The 16,454-nt window shown below is 72.1% G+C and carries 15 protein-coding genes; 5 read left to right on the top strand and 10 right to left on the bottom strand.

Annotation, left to right across the window (positions count from 1 at the left end; translation table 11 throughout):
• Window positions 1-1,757 (top strand): hypothetical protein (locus ACFKCF_RS41790; RefSeq protein ID WP_394500891.1); only part of this gene is annotated, 1,757 nt, incomplete at its 5' end.
• On the opposite strand, the gene ACFKCF_RS41785 is transcribed toward ACFKCF_RS41790, so the two are convergent.
• On the bottom strand, window positions 1,742-3,700 hold the full coding sequence (locus tag ACFKCF_RS41785) for a hypothetical protein (protein WP_394500890.1): 1,959 nt from the start codon (window positions 3,698-3,700) through the stop codon (window positions 1,742-1,744). The two genes, ACFKCF_RS41790 and ACFKCF_RS41785, sit on opposite strands and share 16 nt — an antisense overlap.
• Before the next feature lie 71 nt (window positions 3,701-3,771).
• Here ACFKCF_RS41785 and ACFKCF_RS41780 point away from each other — a divergent pair, with 71 nt between their 5' ends.
• Window positions 3,772-4,443, top strand: a complete 672-nt coding sequence (locus ACFKCF_RS41780; RefSeq protein ID WP_394500889.1) for a histidine phosphatase family protein — start codon at window positions 3,772-3,774, stop codon at window positions 4,441-4,443.
• Window positions 4,444-4,451: 8 nt separating this feature from the next.
• Here ACFKCF_RS41780 and ACFKCF_RS41775 read toward each other — a convergent pair whose 3' ends face one another.
• A complete protein-coding gene (locus ACFKCF_RS41775; RefSeq protein WP_394500888.1) occupies window positions 4,452-4,988 on the bottom strand; it encodes a uridine kinase in 537 nt (178 codons plus the stop codon).
• 77 nt (window positions 4,989-5,065) lie between these two features.
• Between ACFKCF_RS41775 and ACFKCF_RS41770 the strand changes: the two genes are divergently transcribed.
• Both ACFKCF_RS41770 and ACFKCF_RS41765 read left to right on the top strand, forming a co-directional pair.
• Window positions 5,066-6,223, top strand: a complete 1,158-nt coding sequence (locus ACFKCF_RS41770) for a CoA transferase (RefSeq protein WP_355194669.1) — start codon at window positions 5,066-5,068, stop codon at window positions 6,221-6,223.
• Between the two features lie 74 nt (window positions 6,224-6,297).
• The gene (locus ACFKCF_RS41765; RefSeq protein WP_394500887.1) at window positions 6,298-7,782 is read left to right on the top strand and encodes a carboxyl transferase domain-containing protein; all 1,485 of its coding nucleotides are present in this window, start codon (window positions 6,298-6,300) and stop codon (window positions 7,780-7,782) included.
• Here the strand turns inward: ACFKCF_RS41765 and ACFKCF_RS41760 are convergent.
• From ACFKCF_RS41760 to ACFKCF_RS41730, 7 genes are all read right to left on the bottom strand, one after another.
• Window positions 7,779-9,725 carry a hypothetical protein gene (locus ACFKCF_RS41760; protein ID WP_394500886.1) on the bottom strand — a complete coding sequence of 649 codons (1,947 nt, stop codon included), beginning with the start codon at window positions 9,723-9,725 and terminating at the stop codon, window positions 7,779-7,781. The two genes, ACFKCF_RS41765 and ACFKCF_RS41760, sit on opposite strands and share 4 nt — an antisense overlap.
• A complete protein-coding gene (locus ACFKCF_RS41755) occupies window positions 9,722-10,219 on the bottom strand; it encodes an RNA polymerase sigma factor (RefSeq protein ID WP_394500885.1) in 498 nt (165 codons plus the stop codon). The genes ACFKCF_RS41760 and ACFKCF_RS41755 overlap by 4 nt, the downstream gene beginning before the upstream one ends.
• A gap of 33 nt (window positions 10,220-10,252) precedes the next feature.
• Window positions 10,253-10,648 carry a hypothetical protein gene (locus ACFKCF_RS41750; RefSeq protein WP_394500884.1) on the bottom strand — a complete coding sequence of 132 codons (396 nt, stop codon included), beginning with the start codon at window positions 10,646-10,648 and terminating at the stop codon, window positions 10,253-10,255.
• A 65-nt stretch (window positions 10,649-10,713) separates the two neighbouring features.
• Complete coding sequence (locus tag ACFKCF_RS41745; protein WP_318786947.1) at window positions 10,714-11,160, bottom strand: hypothetical protein; 447 nt, start codon at window positions 11,158-11,160, stop codon at window positions 10,714-10,716.
• A gap of 26 nt (window positions 11,161-11,186) precedes the next feature.
• Window positions 11,187-11,963 (bottom strand): carbon-nitrogen hydrolase family protein, encoded by a 777-nt coding sequence (locus tag ACFKCF_RS41740; protein ID WP_394500883.1) that lies wholly within the window; start codon window positions 11,961-11,963, stop codon window positions 11,187-11,189.
• The gene (locus tag ACFKCF_RS41735) at window positions 11,923-12,843 is read right to left on the bottom strand and encodes a DUF418 domain-containing protein (protein ID WP_394500882.1); all 921 of its coding nucleotides are present in this window, start codon (window positions 12,841-12,843) and stop codon (window positions 11,923-11,925) included. The genes ACFKCF_RS41740 and ACFKCF_RS41735 overlap by 41 nt, the downstream gene beginning before the upstream one ends.
• Window positions 12,840-14,543, bottom strand: coding sequence for an alpha/beta fold hydrolase (locus ACFKCF_RS41730; protein ID WP_394500881.1), 1,704 nt, complete (start codon window positions 14,541-14,543; stop codon window positions 12,840-12,842). The genes ACFKCF_RS41735 and ACFKCF_RS41730 overlap by 4 nt, the downstream gene beginning before the upstream one ends.
• 96 nt (window positions 14,544-14,639) lie before the next feature.
• On the opposite strand from ACFKCF_RS41730, the gene ACFKCF_RS41725 reads away from it, so the two are divergent.
• Window positions 14,640-15,806, top strand: coding sequence for a pyridoxal phosphate-dependent aminotransferase (locus tag ACFKCF_RS41725; RefSeq protein WP_394500880.1), 1,167 nt, complete (start codon window positions 14,640-14,642; stop codon window positions 15,804-15,806).
• Here ACFKCF_RS41725 and ACFKCF_RS41720 read toward each other — a convergent pair.
• On the bottom strand, window positions 15,787-16,383 hold the full coding sequence (locus ACFKCF_RS41720) for a TetR/AcrR family transcriptional regulator (protein ID WP_394500879.1): 597 nt from the start codon (window positions 16,381-16,383) through the stop codon (window positions 15,787-15,789). The two genes, ACFKCF_RS41725 and ACFKCF_RS41720, sit on opposite strands and share 20 nt — an antisense overlap.
• Window positions 16,384-16,454 lie beyond the last annotated feature (71 nt).

Here is a 16,454-nt window from a genome sequence, read left to right as displayed (position 1 = left end):
GCGCCGGCGGCTCCTGGGCCGTGGAGGCGGCCCAGGACGGCAGCGTCTATGCGGGCACGTACGGCGACGGCCGCCTCTACCGCTGGACGGACCAGGGCGGCGTCCAGGACCTCGGCCGCCCCCTGCCCTCGGAGAACTTCATCTGGTCCGTGGCCGCGGGCGAGGGCGCCACCGTCTACGGCGGCACCTCCCCGGGCGGCCGCCTGTTCGCCTACGACCCCGCCACCGGCGTGCGCGACTACGGCAAGCTCTCGCCCGCCCACGCCTACGTGCGCAGCGTCTCCTACGCCGGGGGGAAGATCTACGCGGGCACCGAGGCCCCGGCCGCCGTCTTCGAGATCGACGCCGCCTCGGGCGCGGCCAGGCAGCTCCCCACGCCCGACGGCCTCGACCCGGCGGGCAAGTGGGCCTACGACGTGAACGCGGCGGGCGGCTTCCTCTACGTCCGCTACGGCGGCGCGAGCCCGGGCCCGATGCACGTCTGGGACATCGCCGCCGGCAAGTGGACCGGCGCGCTCGACGCCGTACACGGCCTCGACGTCTCGCCCCCGGACGCCGACGGGGCGGTCTACCTGGTCAGGAGCGGTGAGCTGGTCCGCTACGACCCCCGTGCGCAGGCCACGACGCCGACCGGGCTGCCCTTCACCGGCCGGGTGGCCAACACGCGCGGAATCGGCTGGGCCGAGCTGGGCCTGCCCGACTATCCGGGGAAGAGCGTCGTCGGCCTGCTCTGGCGCGGGCTGATGTTCCGCTACAACCCGCAGACCGGGGCGAAGTCGTTCGTGCAGACGGCGGTCAAGGGCGAGCCCATCGACGTGACCGCGCTCGCGGAGGGCCCCGACCACCGCATGTACGCCGGCGGCTTCCTCAACGGCGGCTTCGCCGCCCTGGACCCGAAGACCGGTAAGAGAACCCAATTTCACACGTTCTCCCAGAGCGAGGACATGATCGCGCACGAGGGCAAGCTGTACGTCGGCGCCTATCCCGAGGCCAGGGTCTACGCCTACGACCCGGCGCTGCCGTGGAACAGCACCGAATACTCGCCCAGCCCCGAGCCCGGCCCGGCGCCGAACCCGGCGCGGCTGTTCGACTTCGCCGCCGACAAGCAGATCAGGCCGCGGGCGCTGGTGTCGGCGGGCCGCTACCTCGCCGCGGGCACCATGCCCGACCTCGGCCAGCTCGGCGGCGTGCTCGCCGTGTGGGACCCGCGGACCGGGACGCTCAAGCACGCTCAGCGCAACGTCGTCCAGGACCAGAGCATCGTCTCGCTCGCCTACCGCGACGGCGTGCTCTACGGCGGCACGTCCATCTACAGCGGTCAGTCGGCCACGCCGCCGACGCAGCCGGAGGCCAAGCTGTTCGCGTGGTCGGTGAAGGAGAACCGGCTGCTGTGGCAGATCGTCCCCGCCCCGGGCAAGCCCGCCGTCCCGGCGCTGACGTTCGACGACCGGGGAAGACTGTGGGGGATCGCGGGTGGCGAGGTGTTCGCGGTCAGCACGGCCACCCGCAAGGTGGTCTCGCGCGTCACGCTGTCGGACAGCAGGAGCGCCGGCGGGCAGCTCGCGTTCAACCCGTGCGACCGCACCCTGTACGGCGCGCACGCCGGCCAGGAGGTCTTCTCCCTCGACCCGCGGACCGGGCGGCACGCCGCGTTGCGGCAGGGACCCGTGCACCAGCTCGCGGTGCACGGGTCCGGGGACGTCTACTTCGCCGAAGGGCCGCGCCTGTTCCGGCTGACCCGTCAGCAGACGCGGTAGGTGTAGAAGTTCTCGAAGCGTGATAGGTAGAGGTGGCCGTCGGGGCCGAGCACCAGGTTCGAGATCGGGCGGGCGATGAGCGCGAGCGCCATCGTCCCCGGATCGATCCGGTACGCCTTGCCCTGCACCTTGCCCCACAGGGAGCCCTCGTGGAAGACGAGGTTGGTGTCCAGCCAGACCTGCGTGGCGCTGGACCAGGGGTAGGTCTGGTGCTTCACGCTCCTGACCGTCCGCCCGGTGGCCGGGTCCAGCTCGAACAGGGTGTCCGGGGTCAGCCCCCACAGCCGCCCGTCGCCGTCGAAGGCGATCGAGCCGAGCGCCAGGTCACCGGGCACGGGGGTGGACTGCCACTTGAGCGAGTCCGTGGCGATGTCGTAGGCGAACGCCGCGGCGTCGCCCCGCGGCGTGCTGGTGCCGCCGAAGGCCGAGGTGGCGCCGTACACGACCCCGTCGCGGTAGGCCAGGCCGATGATGCTGTGGCCCGGGACGAGGTCCCGCCTGATCACGTTCCGGCCGGTGGCGGGGTCGAGCAGGCCGAGCGCGCCGCCGTGGGTGCCGGCCTTGGGCACCGTGCCGAAGGCCAGCCAGTCGCCCGCCGAGATCATCGCGAAGGGCCGGTCCTGCTCCTGGCCGCCGAGGTCGAGCAGCAGCCTGGGCGCGCTCCCGTCGAACTCGTAGATCCGGGCGCCGGGGTAGACGCCGAGGTAGAGCTTGCCCTTGTGGGTGACGATGCCCTCGCTCTGGCCGACGTTCGGCCAGTTCTGGGCCTGGCCCGTGGCGGGGTCGTAGGCGGCCAGGCCGCCGGTGAAGAACCCGCCCGCGTAGACGCGGCCGTCGGGGCCCGTGCCGAGCGATCGGATGCTGACGGGCTGGCCGTTCAGCGTGCCGTCGAGCAGCCGGCCCTGCCCGGTCTTGCGGTCGAACTGCCAGATGCGGCCGGTGGAGCTGGTGCCGACGAGGGTGTGGCCGAGCCAGCCGAGCGGGCGGGCGGCGCCCTCGCCGTACCCGGTGAAGCCCAGCTTGGTGATCTTCCGGCTCTTGAGGTCGTACTTCACGAGCTCGTCGTGCTGGAACAGGTAGAGGTCGTGGCCGCGCCTGCCGCCGCCGACGGTGAGGTTGTCGACGTCCTCCACCACGTCCTTCCATACGCGTTCGCGCAGGTCGTACACGCCCATGGGGTTGGCGCCGGTGGAGGTGACGAAGCGGACCAGCAGGTAGCGGCCGGCCACGTCCACGTCGTAGGCGTAGCCGCTGCCCTCGACGGGCGGGTCGATCACCCGCTCGACCGTGCCGCCGGGGGAGAGCACCGCGACCTTCATGCTGCGCGCGCCGACGCCGGCGTACACGGTGCCGTCCTTGCCGACGGCCAGGTCCCGGACGTACTGGTCGCCCGGGACCGGGCTGCCCAGGTCGGCGAAGGCGCCGGTCGCGGTGTCGTAGCGGAAGAGCTTGCCCGCGGGCGAGGTGCCGCCGTAGATGGCCGAGCCGTCGGGACCGGCGGCGACGGTCCAGACGAACGTCTCGGTCGCGATGGGGATGCCGAGCTCGCTCACCTGGTCGGTGGACGGGGTGTAGCGGAAGAGGCGGCCCATCGCCCCCGGGGTGGAGTTGTAGCTGCCGACGTAGACGGAGTGGTCGGGGGCGACGGTGACGGCCCAGGAACCGAGCGCGAGCGGGAGCGGGCGCTCGGCGATCAGGCGGCCGTCGCGGGCGTCCCTGATCCCGAGCAGCGCCGGGCCGGAGGCGCTGGAGGTGACCGAGTAGACGCGCGGGCCCTGCGGGTGGCGGGCGTCCAGCGCGGTGCCCGCGGTGGTGGCGCCGGTCAGCGGGAGCGTGCCGAGGTTCTGGAAGCCGCACCCGGTCGGTGGGGCTGCTGCGGATTCGGCCTGGGCCGGAGCCGAGATGAATAAGGCAACGAGGAGTGTTGCGAGGATGGTGCGCACGTACGACCTCCCAGAGCTACATAACGGCCTTGACCGTAATTTGCCAGAGGGGCCGGTGACAAGATGGCGGGATGGGACCGGCGCGGATCATGGCGGTGCGACACGGGGAGAGCGAGGCCAACCTCGCCCACCGGGAGGCCGGGCCGGCGCCGCTGGTCTACGAGCGCGGGGACGACGAGGTCACGCTGACCGACCTGGGCCGGGCGCAGGCGGCCGCGTTGGGGCGGTCGCTGGCGGGCCTGCCCGCCACCGAGGCCCCCGAGGTGGTGTGGTGCTCGCCCTACCTGCGGGCGCTCGACACGTGGCGAGAGGCCCTGCGGGCGTGGGGCGCCGGCCCGCTCCCGCTCACCGTGGACCGGCGGCTGAGGGACCAGGAGTCCGGCGCGTTCGCGCGATACAACCTGGCCGCGATCAGCGAGCGCTTCCCCGGGGAGATGGCGCGGCGGGAGGCCGAGGGCGCGTACGCCTTCCGGCCGCCCGGCGGCGAGTCGCTGGCCGACGTCGTGGTGCGGCTCCGTGACCTCCTCGCCGACCTGCGCGAGCACGCGGCCGGCCGGCGGGTGCTGATCGTCGCCCACGACTCGGTGGTGCTGGGCCTGCGCCACGTCCTCGCGGGCGGCCCGGAAACGGACGGGGCCGCGGACCTGGCGGCGGTCCTGGAGTTCGCGCCGGTGCTGAACGCCTCCGTCTCCGTCTGGGACCACTCCGGGCTCGTCCGGTTCAACGACGTCGGCCACCTCTGACCCACCGCTCACCAGCCCGTCTCGACGATCAGGTCGGCCCGGTCGCGGGTCCCGTCCTGGGCGAACCACTTCTCCTCGGCCGCGAACCACTCCAGCCACCGCGGCTCCAGCTCGGCCCCGTCCCGCTCCATGACCCGCGCGAAGCGCAGCGCCCGCGGCGCGTCCACCCAGACGGTGAACGCCAGCAGGCGGGCGATCGAGGCGCGGGCCGTGCCGACGCCCTCGATGACCAGGGCCGGCGCGACCGGGACCGCCACGTGCTCGGCGTACTCGCCGCGCACCCAGTCGTACCTGCGGAAACCCCCGGGCAGGCCGTCGCGGAGCCTGACCAGCACCTGCGACTCCAGCGCGTGGAACCAGCCGCCGGGCCCCTCCTCCCACGGCACGGGGAAGTCGTCGCTGTGGATCACCTGGCACCCGAGCGCCGCCCCCAGCCGCCCCGCGAACGTCGTCTTGCCCGCCCCCGCCGGCCCGTCCACGGCCACCAGCCGGACGGGGCCGCACGAGGGGCGCAGGGTCATGATGCGATCGGCCAGGTGGTTCACCGGACCCAGGGTAGAAGACGTGGTGTGGGCTACTGAGAGAATGTTCTTTCGCCCCGAATGCAAGCAGGAGGTAGATCTTGCTCGGACCCCTCGGTGACATCGTCGTGCTCGATCTGTCCAGGGCCCTGGCCGGGCCGCACGCGGCGCAGATGCTGGGTGACCTGGGCGCTCGGGTGATCAAGGTGGAGCATCCGGACGGGGGCGACGAGTCGCGCGGGTGGGGACCGCCGTTCGTCGGGCCGGATCACGAAATTTCGACATATTTCCTGGCAGCCAACCGCAACAAGCAGTCCATCGCCGTCGACCTCAAGTCCGCCGACGGCAAGCGGCTCATCGAGCGTCTCGTCCGCCAGAGCGACGTCCTCATCGAGAACTTCCGCACCGGCGTGCTCGACCGCCTGGGCTTCTCCGTCGAACGCCTCCACGAGCTCAACCCCCGCCTGGTCATCCTGTCGATCACCGGCTTCGGCCACGACGGCCCGGAGGGCGGGCGGCCCGGCTACGACCAGATCGCCCAGGGCGAGGCCGGCCTGATGTCGCTGACCGGGCCGTCGCCCGACGAGCCCTACCGCGTCGGCGCCTCCATCGCCGACCTGCTCGCCGGCATCCACGGCGCGTACGGCGTCACCGGCGCCCTCTACGAGCGCGAGCGCACCGGCAAGGGCCGCGTCGTACGCACCTCGCTGCTGGCCGCGATCACCGGCGTCCACGCCTACCACGGCACCGCCTGGACGGTCGGCGGCAAGGTGCCGGCGGCCGGCGGCAACCATCACGCCTCCATCGCCCCCTACGGCGCCTTCCGCTGCGCCGACGGCATGCTGCAGATCGCCGCGGCCAACGACGGCCAGTGGAAGAAGGTCGCCACGCTCCTCGGCATCGACCCCGACGCCGCGAAATACGCCACCAACAGGGACAGGTTCGCCCACCGGGACGAGCTGATCGCGGACATGGAGAAGGCCCTGGCGGCCCACGACCGCGCCCACTGGCTGGCCAGGCTGGGCGAGGAGGGCGTGCCCGCGGGCGCGATCAGGACGCTCGACGAGGTCTACGCCTGGGACCAGACCCGCTCGCAGGGGCTGGTCGTCGAGGTGGAGCACCCGGTGCTGGGCACGATCGAGCTGCCCGGGCCGCCGCTGCGCTTCGACGGTCTCGAGGGGTTCGAGCACACCGCGCCGCCCGCCCTCGGCCAGGACGGCGACGCCGTGCTCGCCTGGCTCGAAGAGCGTGAACGATGATCCGCATTTCGCGGCACCGGACGATCTCTTCATGCGTCAACATTGCAAGGCTGGCCGACATTTAGGGAGCGATAGTGAGCCGTCCGGACGCGCGCACACTGATCGAAACGATCCTCGACCGGGGGTCGTGGAAGTCGTGGGACGCGCCGCCCGCCGACCCCGCGCAGCCCGGCTCCCCCTACGCCGACGAGTTGGCCGCGGCCCGCGTCAAGTCCGGCTACGACGAGTCGGTCATCACCGGTGAAGGGCTGCTCGGAGGGCGCAGGGTGGCCGTGGTGGCCTGCGAGTTCTCCTTCATGGCGGGCTCGATCGGGGTGGCGGCGGCCGAGCGGTTCACGGCCGCCGTCGAGCGGGCCACCCGCGAGCGGCTGCCGCTGCTGGCGGCGCCCGCGTCGGGCGGCACGCGGATGCAGGAGGGCGCGCTCGCGTTCGTCCAGATGGTGAAGATCACCACCGCGATCCAGCTGCACCGCAGCGAGGGCCTGCCCTACCTGGTCTACCTGCGGCATCCGACGACGGGCGGGGTGTTCGCGTCGTGGGGGTCGCTCGGGCACGTCACGGCGGCCGAGCCGGGGGCGCTGATCGGGTTCATGGGGCCGCGGGTGTTCGAGTCGCTGCACGGCTACGCGTTCCCCGAGGGCGTACAGGTCGCGGAGAACCTCCACCGCAAGGGCCTGATCGACGCGGTGGTCCCGGCCGAGGAGGCGCGGGAGATCGCGATCAGGGCGCTCGGCGTGCTCGCCGACGACAGGTCGCGGGTGGAGGCGGGCACGCCTCCGGAGGAGGACCTGCGGCCCGTGGAGGCGTGGGAGGCGATCACCCGCTCGCGTCGCGACGACCGGCCCGGCGTGCGTACGCTGCTCAAGCTCGCCGCCACCGACGTGACGCCGCTCAGCGGCAGCGGGGAGGGCGAGAACGAGCCCGGGCTGCTGCTCGCGCTGGCCAGGTTCGGCACGGCGCCGGCGGTGGTGCTCGGCCAGGACCGGCGGGTCCAGCGGACCAACTCGCCCCTCGGCCCGGCGGGGCTCAGGGTGGCCCGGCGGGGCATGCGGCTGGCGGCCGAGCTGGGCCTGCCGCTGATCACCGTCGTCGACACGGCGGGCGCGGACCTGTCGAAGGCGGCCGAGGAGGGCGGGCTGGCCGCCGAGATCGCCCGCTGCCTGGCCGAGCTGGTCATGCTCGACGCGCCGACCGTGTGCCTGCTGCTCGGCGAGGGGGCGGGCGGGGCGGCGCTGGCGCTGCTGCCCGCCGACCGGGTGCTCTGCGCCCAGCACGCCTGGCTGTCGCCGCTGCCGCCGGAGGGCGCCTCGGCCATCCTCTACCGCTCGGTGGACTTCGCGCCCGAGATCGCCCAGGCCCAGCGCATCCGCGCCACCGACCTGCGCCGCGACGGCATCGTGGACCGGGTCGTGCCGGAGGTGCCGGACGCCGCCTACGAGCCGAGGCAGTTCTGCGAGCGGGTGGGGCGGGCGCTGGAGTACGAGATCGCGAACCTGCTGGAGCTGAGCCCGGCGGACCGTTTCGCGGCCCGCCGGGCCCGCTACCGCAACCTCGGCTAGAACTTCGGGGCGCGCTGCCCGGGCAGCTCGTACCGCCACAGCTCCTTGCCCCGGGCGTCGTAGCCCGTGAGGGCGACGGTCTCGCCGCCTCCCTTGGGGGCTCCCTTGGGAACCGGGGCCGCGAACAGCGTCACGTTCTGCCCCCACGAGTCCGGGACGGCCTCGGCCGTCGCGGTGGCGCCGCCCTTCATGCGGAGCTCCACCTTGGCCGTGCCCGCGGGCGCGTAGCCGTACCAGGCCGTCTCGCCGGTGATCCACTGGACCGGCCGCGCGGCGTCGAGCAGGTCGCTCAGCCGCGCGCCGGGCAGCGGCCCGGGCAGCGCCGGCCCTTGCTCACCGTTCTCCCAGAAGGCCGCGCAGCCCGGCACGAGGAGCGCCGTGATGCCCGCCGGCAGGGTCTGGGGGACGGCCTCGGACCTCGCGGCCTGCTTCGCGCAGCTCTTGCTGTAGTTCGGAACCTGCTTGTCCGGCTTGCCCTTCGCTTTTACGACGAAGCCCCCGACCTCGGTGCCGCGCGGGACGCTGACGTGCCAGACCGGGTATGGAGTGCCCTTGCCGCGCAGGAACGAGGCGCGGACCCGCTGCCCGTCATAAAGCACCGCTTCGACGGACTCCCAGCCCGCGAGGGTTGGGCCAAAGTAGATGTCGGCGCCGGGATCCGGCAGGTAGGTGGTCGACTGGTGGAAGGGATAGGAGTTCTGCGAGAAGCTGATGAAGCAGCCGCTCGCCTGGTCGCTCGGCGCGGGCCCGCCGGTGAAGCAGAACCCGTCCCCGTCGTCGGACCTCCGGGTGAACCAGATGCGTACCGGGCGGCCGGAGTTTTCGGTGCCCGGGAGGGTCATCACCTCGCCGGCGACCTTGTCGGCCTCGAAGGGGTCTGTTCTGGCCGGCTCTTCCTGGCTCCAGACCTGCTTGCCCGACGCGTCATAGGCGGTCACGCGGCGGCTCTCGGCCGGGTCGTCGGACGGGCTCGCGGCCGCGAACAGCGTGACGCCCACGTTCCAGGGATCGGGCCTGGTCACGACGCTCGCCGTGCTCCCGCTGCCGAAGGAGACCTCGATCCTGGCCACGTCCTTGCGGGCGAAGCCGATGATCAGGTCCCGTCGCCCGCTGATCGTCACGGTCGGGTCCGTCGCGGAGGGCTCCTGCGTGACGAGTTCGGCGCCGTGCCGCGACCAGGTCAGCCGCGTCCCCTTCTTCGTCCGGTACGGCTGGACGGAGATGCCCGGGGACAGCTCCATGGGCGCGCTCATGGGCTGCCCGCCCGGCAGGAACAGGCCGTCGCGGGACCACCACCCGAGGCGCTTGCCGTCGACGTCCGAGATCTGGATCTTGGACATGGGTTCCTGGGACGGATACGTCACGGTCCACAGCCGGTACGGCGCGCCGTCCAGGCTCCGCACCGTGCCCTGGAATTCCTGCCCGCCCTTCGTGACCCCGGCCACCGCGCCCACGTCCTGGCGCGCCAGCCCCCAGTCCATCGCGGTCGCCGCGCCGTCCCGCAGCGTGCTGCCCACGTACCAGGCGTCCGCGTCCGCCCACTCGACGGCGTCGGCGCAGGCCCCGTACGGCTCGCCGGCGGCCCGCTCGACGACGTAGCAGACCTCGGGATAGCCCAGCTTCGCCTTGGCGAACCAGATCCGCAGCGGCTTGCCCTCGGAGGGGTTGTCGATGGACGCCTCCTTGCCGAGGGGCGTCCGATCCTTCATGAGCTGCTGGTAGACGCCGGTCGGGTCGATCGCGGTGTTCCTGCCCAGGCCCCCGTTGAGCAGCGCAGGAACGAATACGGTCAGCAGCGCCACCGGCAGCGCGGCCAGCAGCCACCGGGCCGGCCGGCGCCGCGGCCGGCGCGCCATGATGCGCGCCCAGGCGTGCGGGTCGGGCTCGTAGGTCCGGGCGCGGGCGTCGAACGCGGCTCGAAGGCGTTCTTCCAGGTCGTTCACGCGTCCTCCTCCTTCAGCGCCTTGCCCAGGGCAGCCAGGGCCCGGCTCGCGTGCGTCTTCACCGATCCGGGCGAGACGCCCATGGCGTCGGCTATCTCGCGTTCCGACAGGTCCAGCCAGTAGCGCAGGACGAGGGCCTCGCGCTGGCGGCGCGGCAGCCGGTCCACGGCGGCCAGCAGCTCGCGGTGCTCCTCGGAGGCGAGCACGGCGTGCTCGCTGCTGCGCGCCGGTTCTGGAGGGTCGGGGCGGCGCAGCCGGACGAGGCTGAGGTGGCGCAGGCGGTTGCGGGTCAGGTTGCAGACGGTGGAGCGCAGGTAGGCCAGGGCGGCCCCCTCGTCGCGCAACCGCCTTGTGTGCAGCCGGGTGAACGCCTCCTGAGCGATGTCCTCAGGGTCGTCCGCGCCGAGCAGCCCGGCCAGGCGTACCAGGGAGTGGTACTGGGCCGCGAACAGGTCGGCGAACGCCGGCTGCGCCATGGTCGCTGTTTCGGTCACCTCATAGAGACACCCGTAACGGCGGCAGGTTGACTAAGGAACCGGAATTCGTTCGACCCGGATCGAGAAGACCTCCTCGCGGGGCACCACGACCTCGTAGGCGCCGTGGTCGACCAGCCAGTAGCCCAGCGCCTCCGCCTTCATCCCGCTGTGCCCCGTGTAGGCGATGTGCAGCCCGTCGTCGTCCTCGTCGATCACGATGCACGGCTCGCCGCCGAAGGCCCCCACGGTGCGGATCAGCACGAGCCACTCCACCTGCGACCTGGCCACCACCCTGCGCCAGTAGCCCGACGCGGGCTCGAACCCGTCGAGCTCGACCTCGCTGAACAGCACCACCTGGCCGTTGTCGGGGCCCAGGGCGGCGGGCAGCGTGCGATCGTCGAAGCGCGCCACGAAACCGGACGCCACCGGCATGATCTCCTCGCTCACGCGCCCTCCTTCGTCGGTCGCCTGAGCGGGTCGGCTGTGTTCGATGGGTCGCTCGCTATGCTCGCTCATGCCGCGGGCCGCCAGGTCAGGCCGTCGTACTCGGCGAAGGGCCGCTCGCCGTCGGCGGTGACGTGGACGATCTCCGCCCCGGCCGGGATCGGCATCGGAACGGTGTGGAACTGCGGCACCACGTGGTCCGACGATGTTGTGAAACCGTTGCCGGCGAACGGCGGCGCGTCGCTCCAGTCGCCACCCATGTGGGGCCCGTACGGGACCGCGTACGTGTCGACGTCGCGGGCGTACCAGCGCATCACGTAGAGCTCGGGCACCTCGGCGAACAGCTCCGACCCGTCGAAGGACAGGTCGAGCCCGTAGTAGAGCGACTCAGGCGTGGTCAGCCTGACGCAGTCCTGCACGCGGTAGACGTAACCCGAGATCACCGTGCGTTTGCCCGACAGGTATGGCACGAGCAGACGCGGCGGGACAACCTTCTGCATCTGCGTTCCGCTCACGGTACTACTTTACGATCGGTTGAACCTCAGAGGACCCGGTGTTGGAGGCAGGGCAGGGTCGCCCGGGCGGCTGTTGTCCATTCGTGATCCACCCGCACGACCTGCACGCCGGGCGCGGTGCCCAGGTCGGCGCGGATCACGCCCAGCGGATCGACCAGCATGCTGCGGCCCACGCCGTAGCCGTCGGACGACTCGGCGGGGTTGGGCGCCTGGCCGACGGCGGCCGTCCACATCGTGTTCTCCAGCGCCCGGGCCCTGACCAGGGTGACCCAGTGGTCCTCCTTGAGCGGCCCGGAGCCCCACGCGGCGATCACCGCGAACAGCTCGGCGCCCATGTCCACGAGCGCCCTGGCCAGCTCGGGGAACCGCACGTCGTAGCAGGTGATGAGGCCGACCCTGAGCCCCGCGAGCTCCACCACGGTCGGCTCCGCGCCGGGCGCGACCAGGTCGGACTCCTTCGCGCCGAACGAGTCGAACAGGTGGATCTTCCGGTACGCGGCCTTCACCGCGCCCTGGGCGTCGATGGCCACGGCCGTGTTGTGCACGCGGTCGTCGCCCGGCTCGAAGACCCCGGCGATCACCGCCAGCCCGTGCTTCCTGGCCGCCTCCGCCAGGCCCGTCACGAACGGCCCGTCCAGCGGCTCGGCCAGGTCCGTGATGCGCCGGCCGTAGCGGGTGAGCGCGGCCTCGGGGAAGATCGCCAAGTCGGCCCCCTCGGCCCTGGCGAGCGCCTCCTGGGCTCGTTCGAGGTTCGTGGCCGGGTCAGGAGACACCGGGATCTGGCAGAGGGCGATTTCGGTCACGGCCCGACTCTAACCGGTTGGGCACCACTCGAAACCAGGTCAGGCACCGCCAGATCCACTCAAGCGGCCCGTACCTGAACCTGGCCTGCCACCACCTGCTGAACAGCACCTGCGCCGCCACGGTCGCCGCCGCCAGCGCCACCACCGACCAGCGCGTCGGATCGGTGTTCAGCAGCGGGGTGACCAGGACGATCACGACGGTGCCCGTGACGTAGTTCGTCAGCGCCATCCTGCCCAGCGGCTCCAGCACCGCCGACAACCATGGCCGCAGCGCCAGCAGCAGTCCCAGCGAGTACGCCGCCGCGCCCGCCAGCGCGGCCGTGCTGTAGAGGATCCACCCGCCCTCGCTCGCCCAGGCGGCCGTCAGCAGCGCGCCGGCCAGCGCGGTGACCGCGAACGAGGGCAGCAGCAGCGACCTGGACGGGCTCAGCCGCCACAGCCCCATGCCGATCAGGAACAGGCCGGGGATCAGCTTCGTCCCGCCGCCCACCTCGAGCCCCCACGCCACCCCTGCCAGCCCGAGCAGCAGCACCGGCAGGCCGCCGGTCAGGAACGAGGCCGGCAGCAGCACCGCGGCACCGTAGACGGCGTAGTCGGTCAGCACCTCGCCCTCGTAGAACGTGTGCTGGACCAGCCCGAGGCAGAACAGCCAGAACAGCCTGCTCAGCAGCGCCCAGCGGCTGTTTCCGCGCAGGAACAGCATGAAGCTGATGCCGAACAGCAGCGAGAAGATCGGGTAGAACCGGCTCTGGAACAGCGCCTCGATGACCCAGTCGACGCCGTTGCGCGGTTCCTTGGCGGTGTGCTGCCAGGTGTTGACCAGCATGATGCCGCCCACCGCGAAACCGCGGAGGGCGTCGAGCTCACGGATGCGCGTCACAGGAACCAGGCCAACCACCATACGAGGAATCCGGCGCCGACGGCGGCCGCCGCGATCTGCGGCCAGCGCCGGTCGCGCAGGAGCGCTGCGGCGGTCAGCGCGGCCGAGGCGGCGGCGATCCAGGTGTAGAGGACGGCCGTGCCGGGCACGCCGACGGCGAGCGCGGTCTCGTTCCGGCTCGCCAGGGCGTACACGGACTGCCCGACCAGCCCGGCGAAGGCCACGCCGGTCAGCCCGCCGAACGCCGCCAGCGCCCGGCCCTTCAGCGCGGCCGCGACCAGCTGGATCAGGGAGGCGAGCGCGAACAGCGCGAAGGGCGCGGCCAGCCAGGGCGACTTCGAGATCCGGTACGGGGCGGCGGTCACGTGCAGGTCGCCCGGCCGCGCGGTGTCGTCGTCGACGCACGGGGAGGCCGTGTCGCCCTTCGGGGCGTCGAGGAACTCGACGATCTTGCGGCGGGCGCAGGCGCTGCTCAGGAAGACGGCGTGGGCAGCACGGGGGAACTCCTCGAAGCGGGCGTCGGGCAGGGCCTCGGCCGCGGGTTTGGTGGTCCTGGTGGGGGTGGTGGGGTCGTACTGGCCGCCCAGGACGTACACGGGGGCCTTGGTGGTGGCGTTGACGGGCTTGGACTTGGGGAGCTGCCAAGCATCACACACCGCCTTGTCCCCATTTACGGTGAAAAGTCGGGATTTTGTGGCGTATGTGTTGAACGGGACCTCGTCCTGGCACTGCACCGCGTGATACAGCCCGAGCTCGTGCGACACCAGCCCCCCGCCCACCGCGTCGGCCAGCGCCCCCAGCAGCTCGTCGTCGCCCTTCGCGAGCGCCCCGACCATGGCGGGCGCGACCGCCGCGAAGTCCGCCTCGTGCAGCGCCTCCGCCATGATCGTGGCCACGTCGTCACCGCTGATCCGCGCCGCGAACGCCTTGCCGAGCAGCGGGTCGGTCGTCGTCACCTGCGCGGGCGCGGCGTTCAGCCGGGCCGTCATGGCCTCCAACGCGTCCTTCATGTTCAGCCGAGCCGCCGTGTCGGCCAGATTCCGGTCGGCGTCGTCGTACCAGGCGACGCTCTCCGGCAGGTACGAGTCCAGCACCACCGACCGCACGCCCTTCGGGTCCGCGGCGGCCACGTCCATCATGACCCTGGTGGAGTAGCTGACGCCGAACAGGTTCCAGGAGTCGTAGCCCAGCTTCTCGCGTAACGCGACGACGTCGGCCGCGATCTCCTTCGTGTTGTATCCCCGCAGGTCGACGCCCTGCTCCTGAAGCCTCGTGCGGCAGCGGACGGCCTCCGCGCCGACGTCGGCGGGCGGCCGCCTGAGCTGCCCGAGCAGCGCCTCGGCCGTCTCGGGGCAGCTCAGGACCGGCTCGGAGTACTTGCTGCCGCGCTGCTCGATCGTCACCACGTCGCGATCGGGGAACATCTGGCTGAGAAAGCCCGTCAGCTGCATGGACGCCGACCCCGGGCCTCCGCTCATGTACACCACGGGGTCCGGCTTGCGGTCCTTGGCGGTGGAGGCGTGGACGGCGTACCCCACCTTGATCTTGCGCTCCGGCGCGTCCCTGCGCTCGGGAACCTCGAGAAAACCGCAGGTGGTACGGGGCGGCGCGGCGACCGGGCAGGCGCTCGGGCCGGCATCCGGCGGGGTCATGACAGGGGACGTCGTCAAGGCGAGGGCGAGCACGACCCGAATGATCACGAGACGAGACTACCGACAAGGCGCGCCGGAGCGCTCCACGCGACATCAGGGGGCGGAATGATGAGCGGCTTTCCCGCCGGGCATAGCCTAAGTGCCGTGACCGAACCACTTGTTGCCAGGATGCGCGCCTTCGGCACGACGATTTTCGCGGAGATGAGCGCGCTCGCCGCCGAGACCGGATCCATCAACCTCGGCCAGGGCTTCCCCGACACCGACGGGCCCGCGGCCATGCTCGACCGCGCGGTCCAGGCGATCACCTCGGGCGCCAACCAGTACCCGCCGGGTCCGGGGATCCTGGAGCTGCGCCGGGCGATCTCGGAACACCGCTCGGCCCACTACGGCCTCTCCTACGATCCGGCGGGCGAGATCCTGGTCACGGTGGGGGCCACCGAGGCCATCGCCTCGGCCGTGCTCGCCCTCTGCGAGCCGGGGGACGAGGTGATCGCCTTCGAGCCGTACTACGACTCGTACGCGGCCTCGATCGCGCTCGCCCAGGCCCGCCTGGTCGCCGTCACGATGCGCCCGGTCGAGGGGCGCTTCACGTTCGACCCCGACGAGCTGCGCGCCGCCGTCACCCCGCGCACCCGCGTCATCCTCGTCAACTCGCCGCACAACCCCACCGGCACCGTCTTCACCCGCGCCGAGCTGGAGGTCATCGCCGAGCTCTGCCAGGAGCGCGGGCTGATCGCGGTGACCGACGAGGTGTACGAGCACCTGACGTTCGACGGGGTCGAGCACGTCCCGCTGGCCACGCTGCCCGGCATGCGCGAGCGCACGGTGATGATCTCGTCCGCGGGCAAGACGTTCTCGGTCACCGGCTGGAAGACCGGCTGGATCTGCGCACCTCCCGCCCTGGTCACGGCGGTGCAGACGGTCAAGCAGTTCCTCACGTTCACGTCGAGCGCGCCGTGGCAGCTGGCGGTGGCGTACGGGCTGCGGCACGAGCTGGAGTGGGTGTCCGCGCTGCGCGCCGGCCTCCAGGACAAGCGCGACCGCCTCATGGAGGGCCTCGCGGCCGCCGGCTTCTCCGTCCTGCGGCCCTCCGGCACGTACTTCGTCCAGACGGACATCCGCCCCCTGGGCTTCACCGACGGCCTCGAACTCACCCGCCGCCTCCCGGAGCTGGCCGGCGTGGTGGCCATCCCGACCCAGGTCTTCTACGACCACGCCGACCGGGGGCGGCACTTCGTCCGGTTCGCCTTCTGCAAGAAGGACGAGGTCATCGACGAGGCCGTGACCCGTCTCAAACACCTCTCCACCTGACCCGCCTGCGGCGCTCAGGCGGGTGGCGTGACGCCGGTCGCGCCGAGGGCCGCAGGCCGTCGAAGACGATGGCGAGGGTCCTCGTGCGCAGGCCCTCGTCCCATCCGTTGTGCTGCGCCGCCAGACACGTGGCGCTCAACAACGCCAGCAACTCCGCCATCCCCACATCCCCCCGAACCGCCCCGGCGCCCTGCGCCCGCACCAGCAGCGTCTCGATGGCCCCCCGGATGTCCGGCGCCCCGGCCTTGGCGTCGATCCCCGCCGCCGCCAGGGCGTCCACGAGCACCTTCTTGACGGTCGAATCCTCCACGATCATCGTGAAGTACTCGAAGAACGCCTCCCCGGCGTCCGCGGCCGTGGCCAGCTCATCGGCCAGCGCGGCCAGCCGCGCCATCCGGTCGACGACGATGGCCTGGTAGAGGTCCTCCTTGGTGGGGAACTGGCGGTAGATCGTCCCTACCCCCACCCCCGCCAGCGAGGCGATCTCGCGCATCGACGCGGACAGCCCGTCCCTGGCCAGCACCACTTCGGCGGCCTCCAGCACCCGGGCGCGGTTGCGTCGCGCGTCCGCACGCATCACAGAGGGCCCTTTCCCGTTGACAACCGGAACGAGTGTTCCGTATGGTCGGCATCCGGAACAATCATTCC

The sequence above is a fragment of the Nonomuraea sp. JJY05 genome, assembly GCF_043496855.1.
GTDB lineage: Bacteria > Actinomycetota > Actinomycetes > Streptosporangiales > Streptosporangiaceae > Nonomuraea.
Note: the sequence above shows the minus strand (reverse complement) of the source record. Positions and strands in the feature narration are given on the sequence as shown.

Bases quoted from the DNA above. Each gene is read 5' to 3' on its own strand.
- ACFKCF_RS41780 (WP_394500889.1), top strand. From the start codon at position 3,772: ATGGGACCGGCGCGGATCATGGCGGTGCGACACGGGGAGAGCGAGGCC.
- ACFKCF_RS41720 (WP_394500879.1), bottom strand. From the start codon at position 16,383: ATGCGTGCGGACGCGCGACGCAACCGCGCCCGGGTGCTGGAGGCCGCC.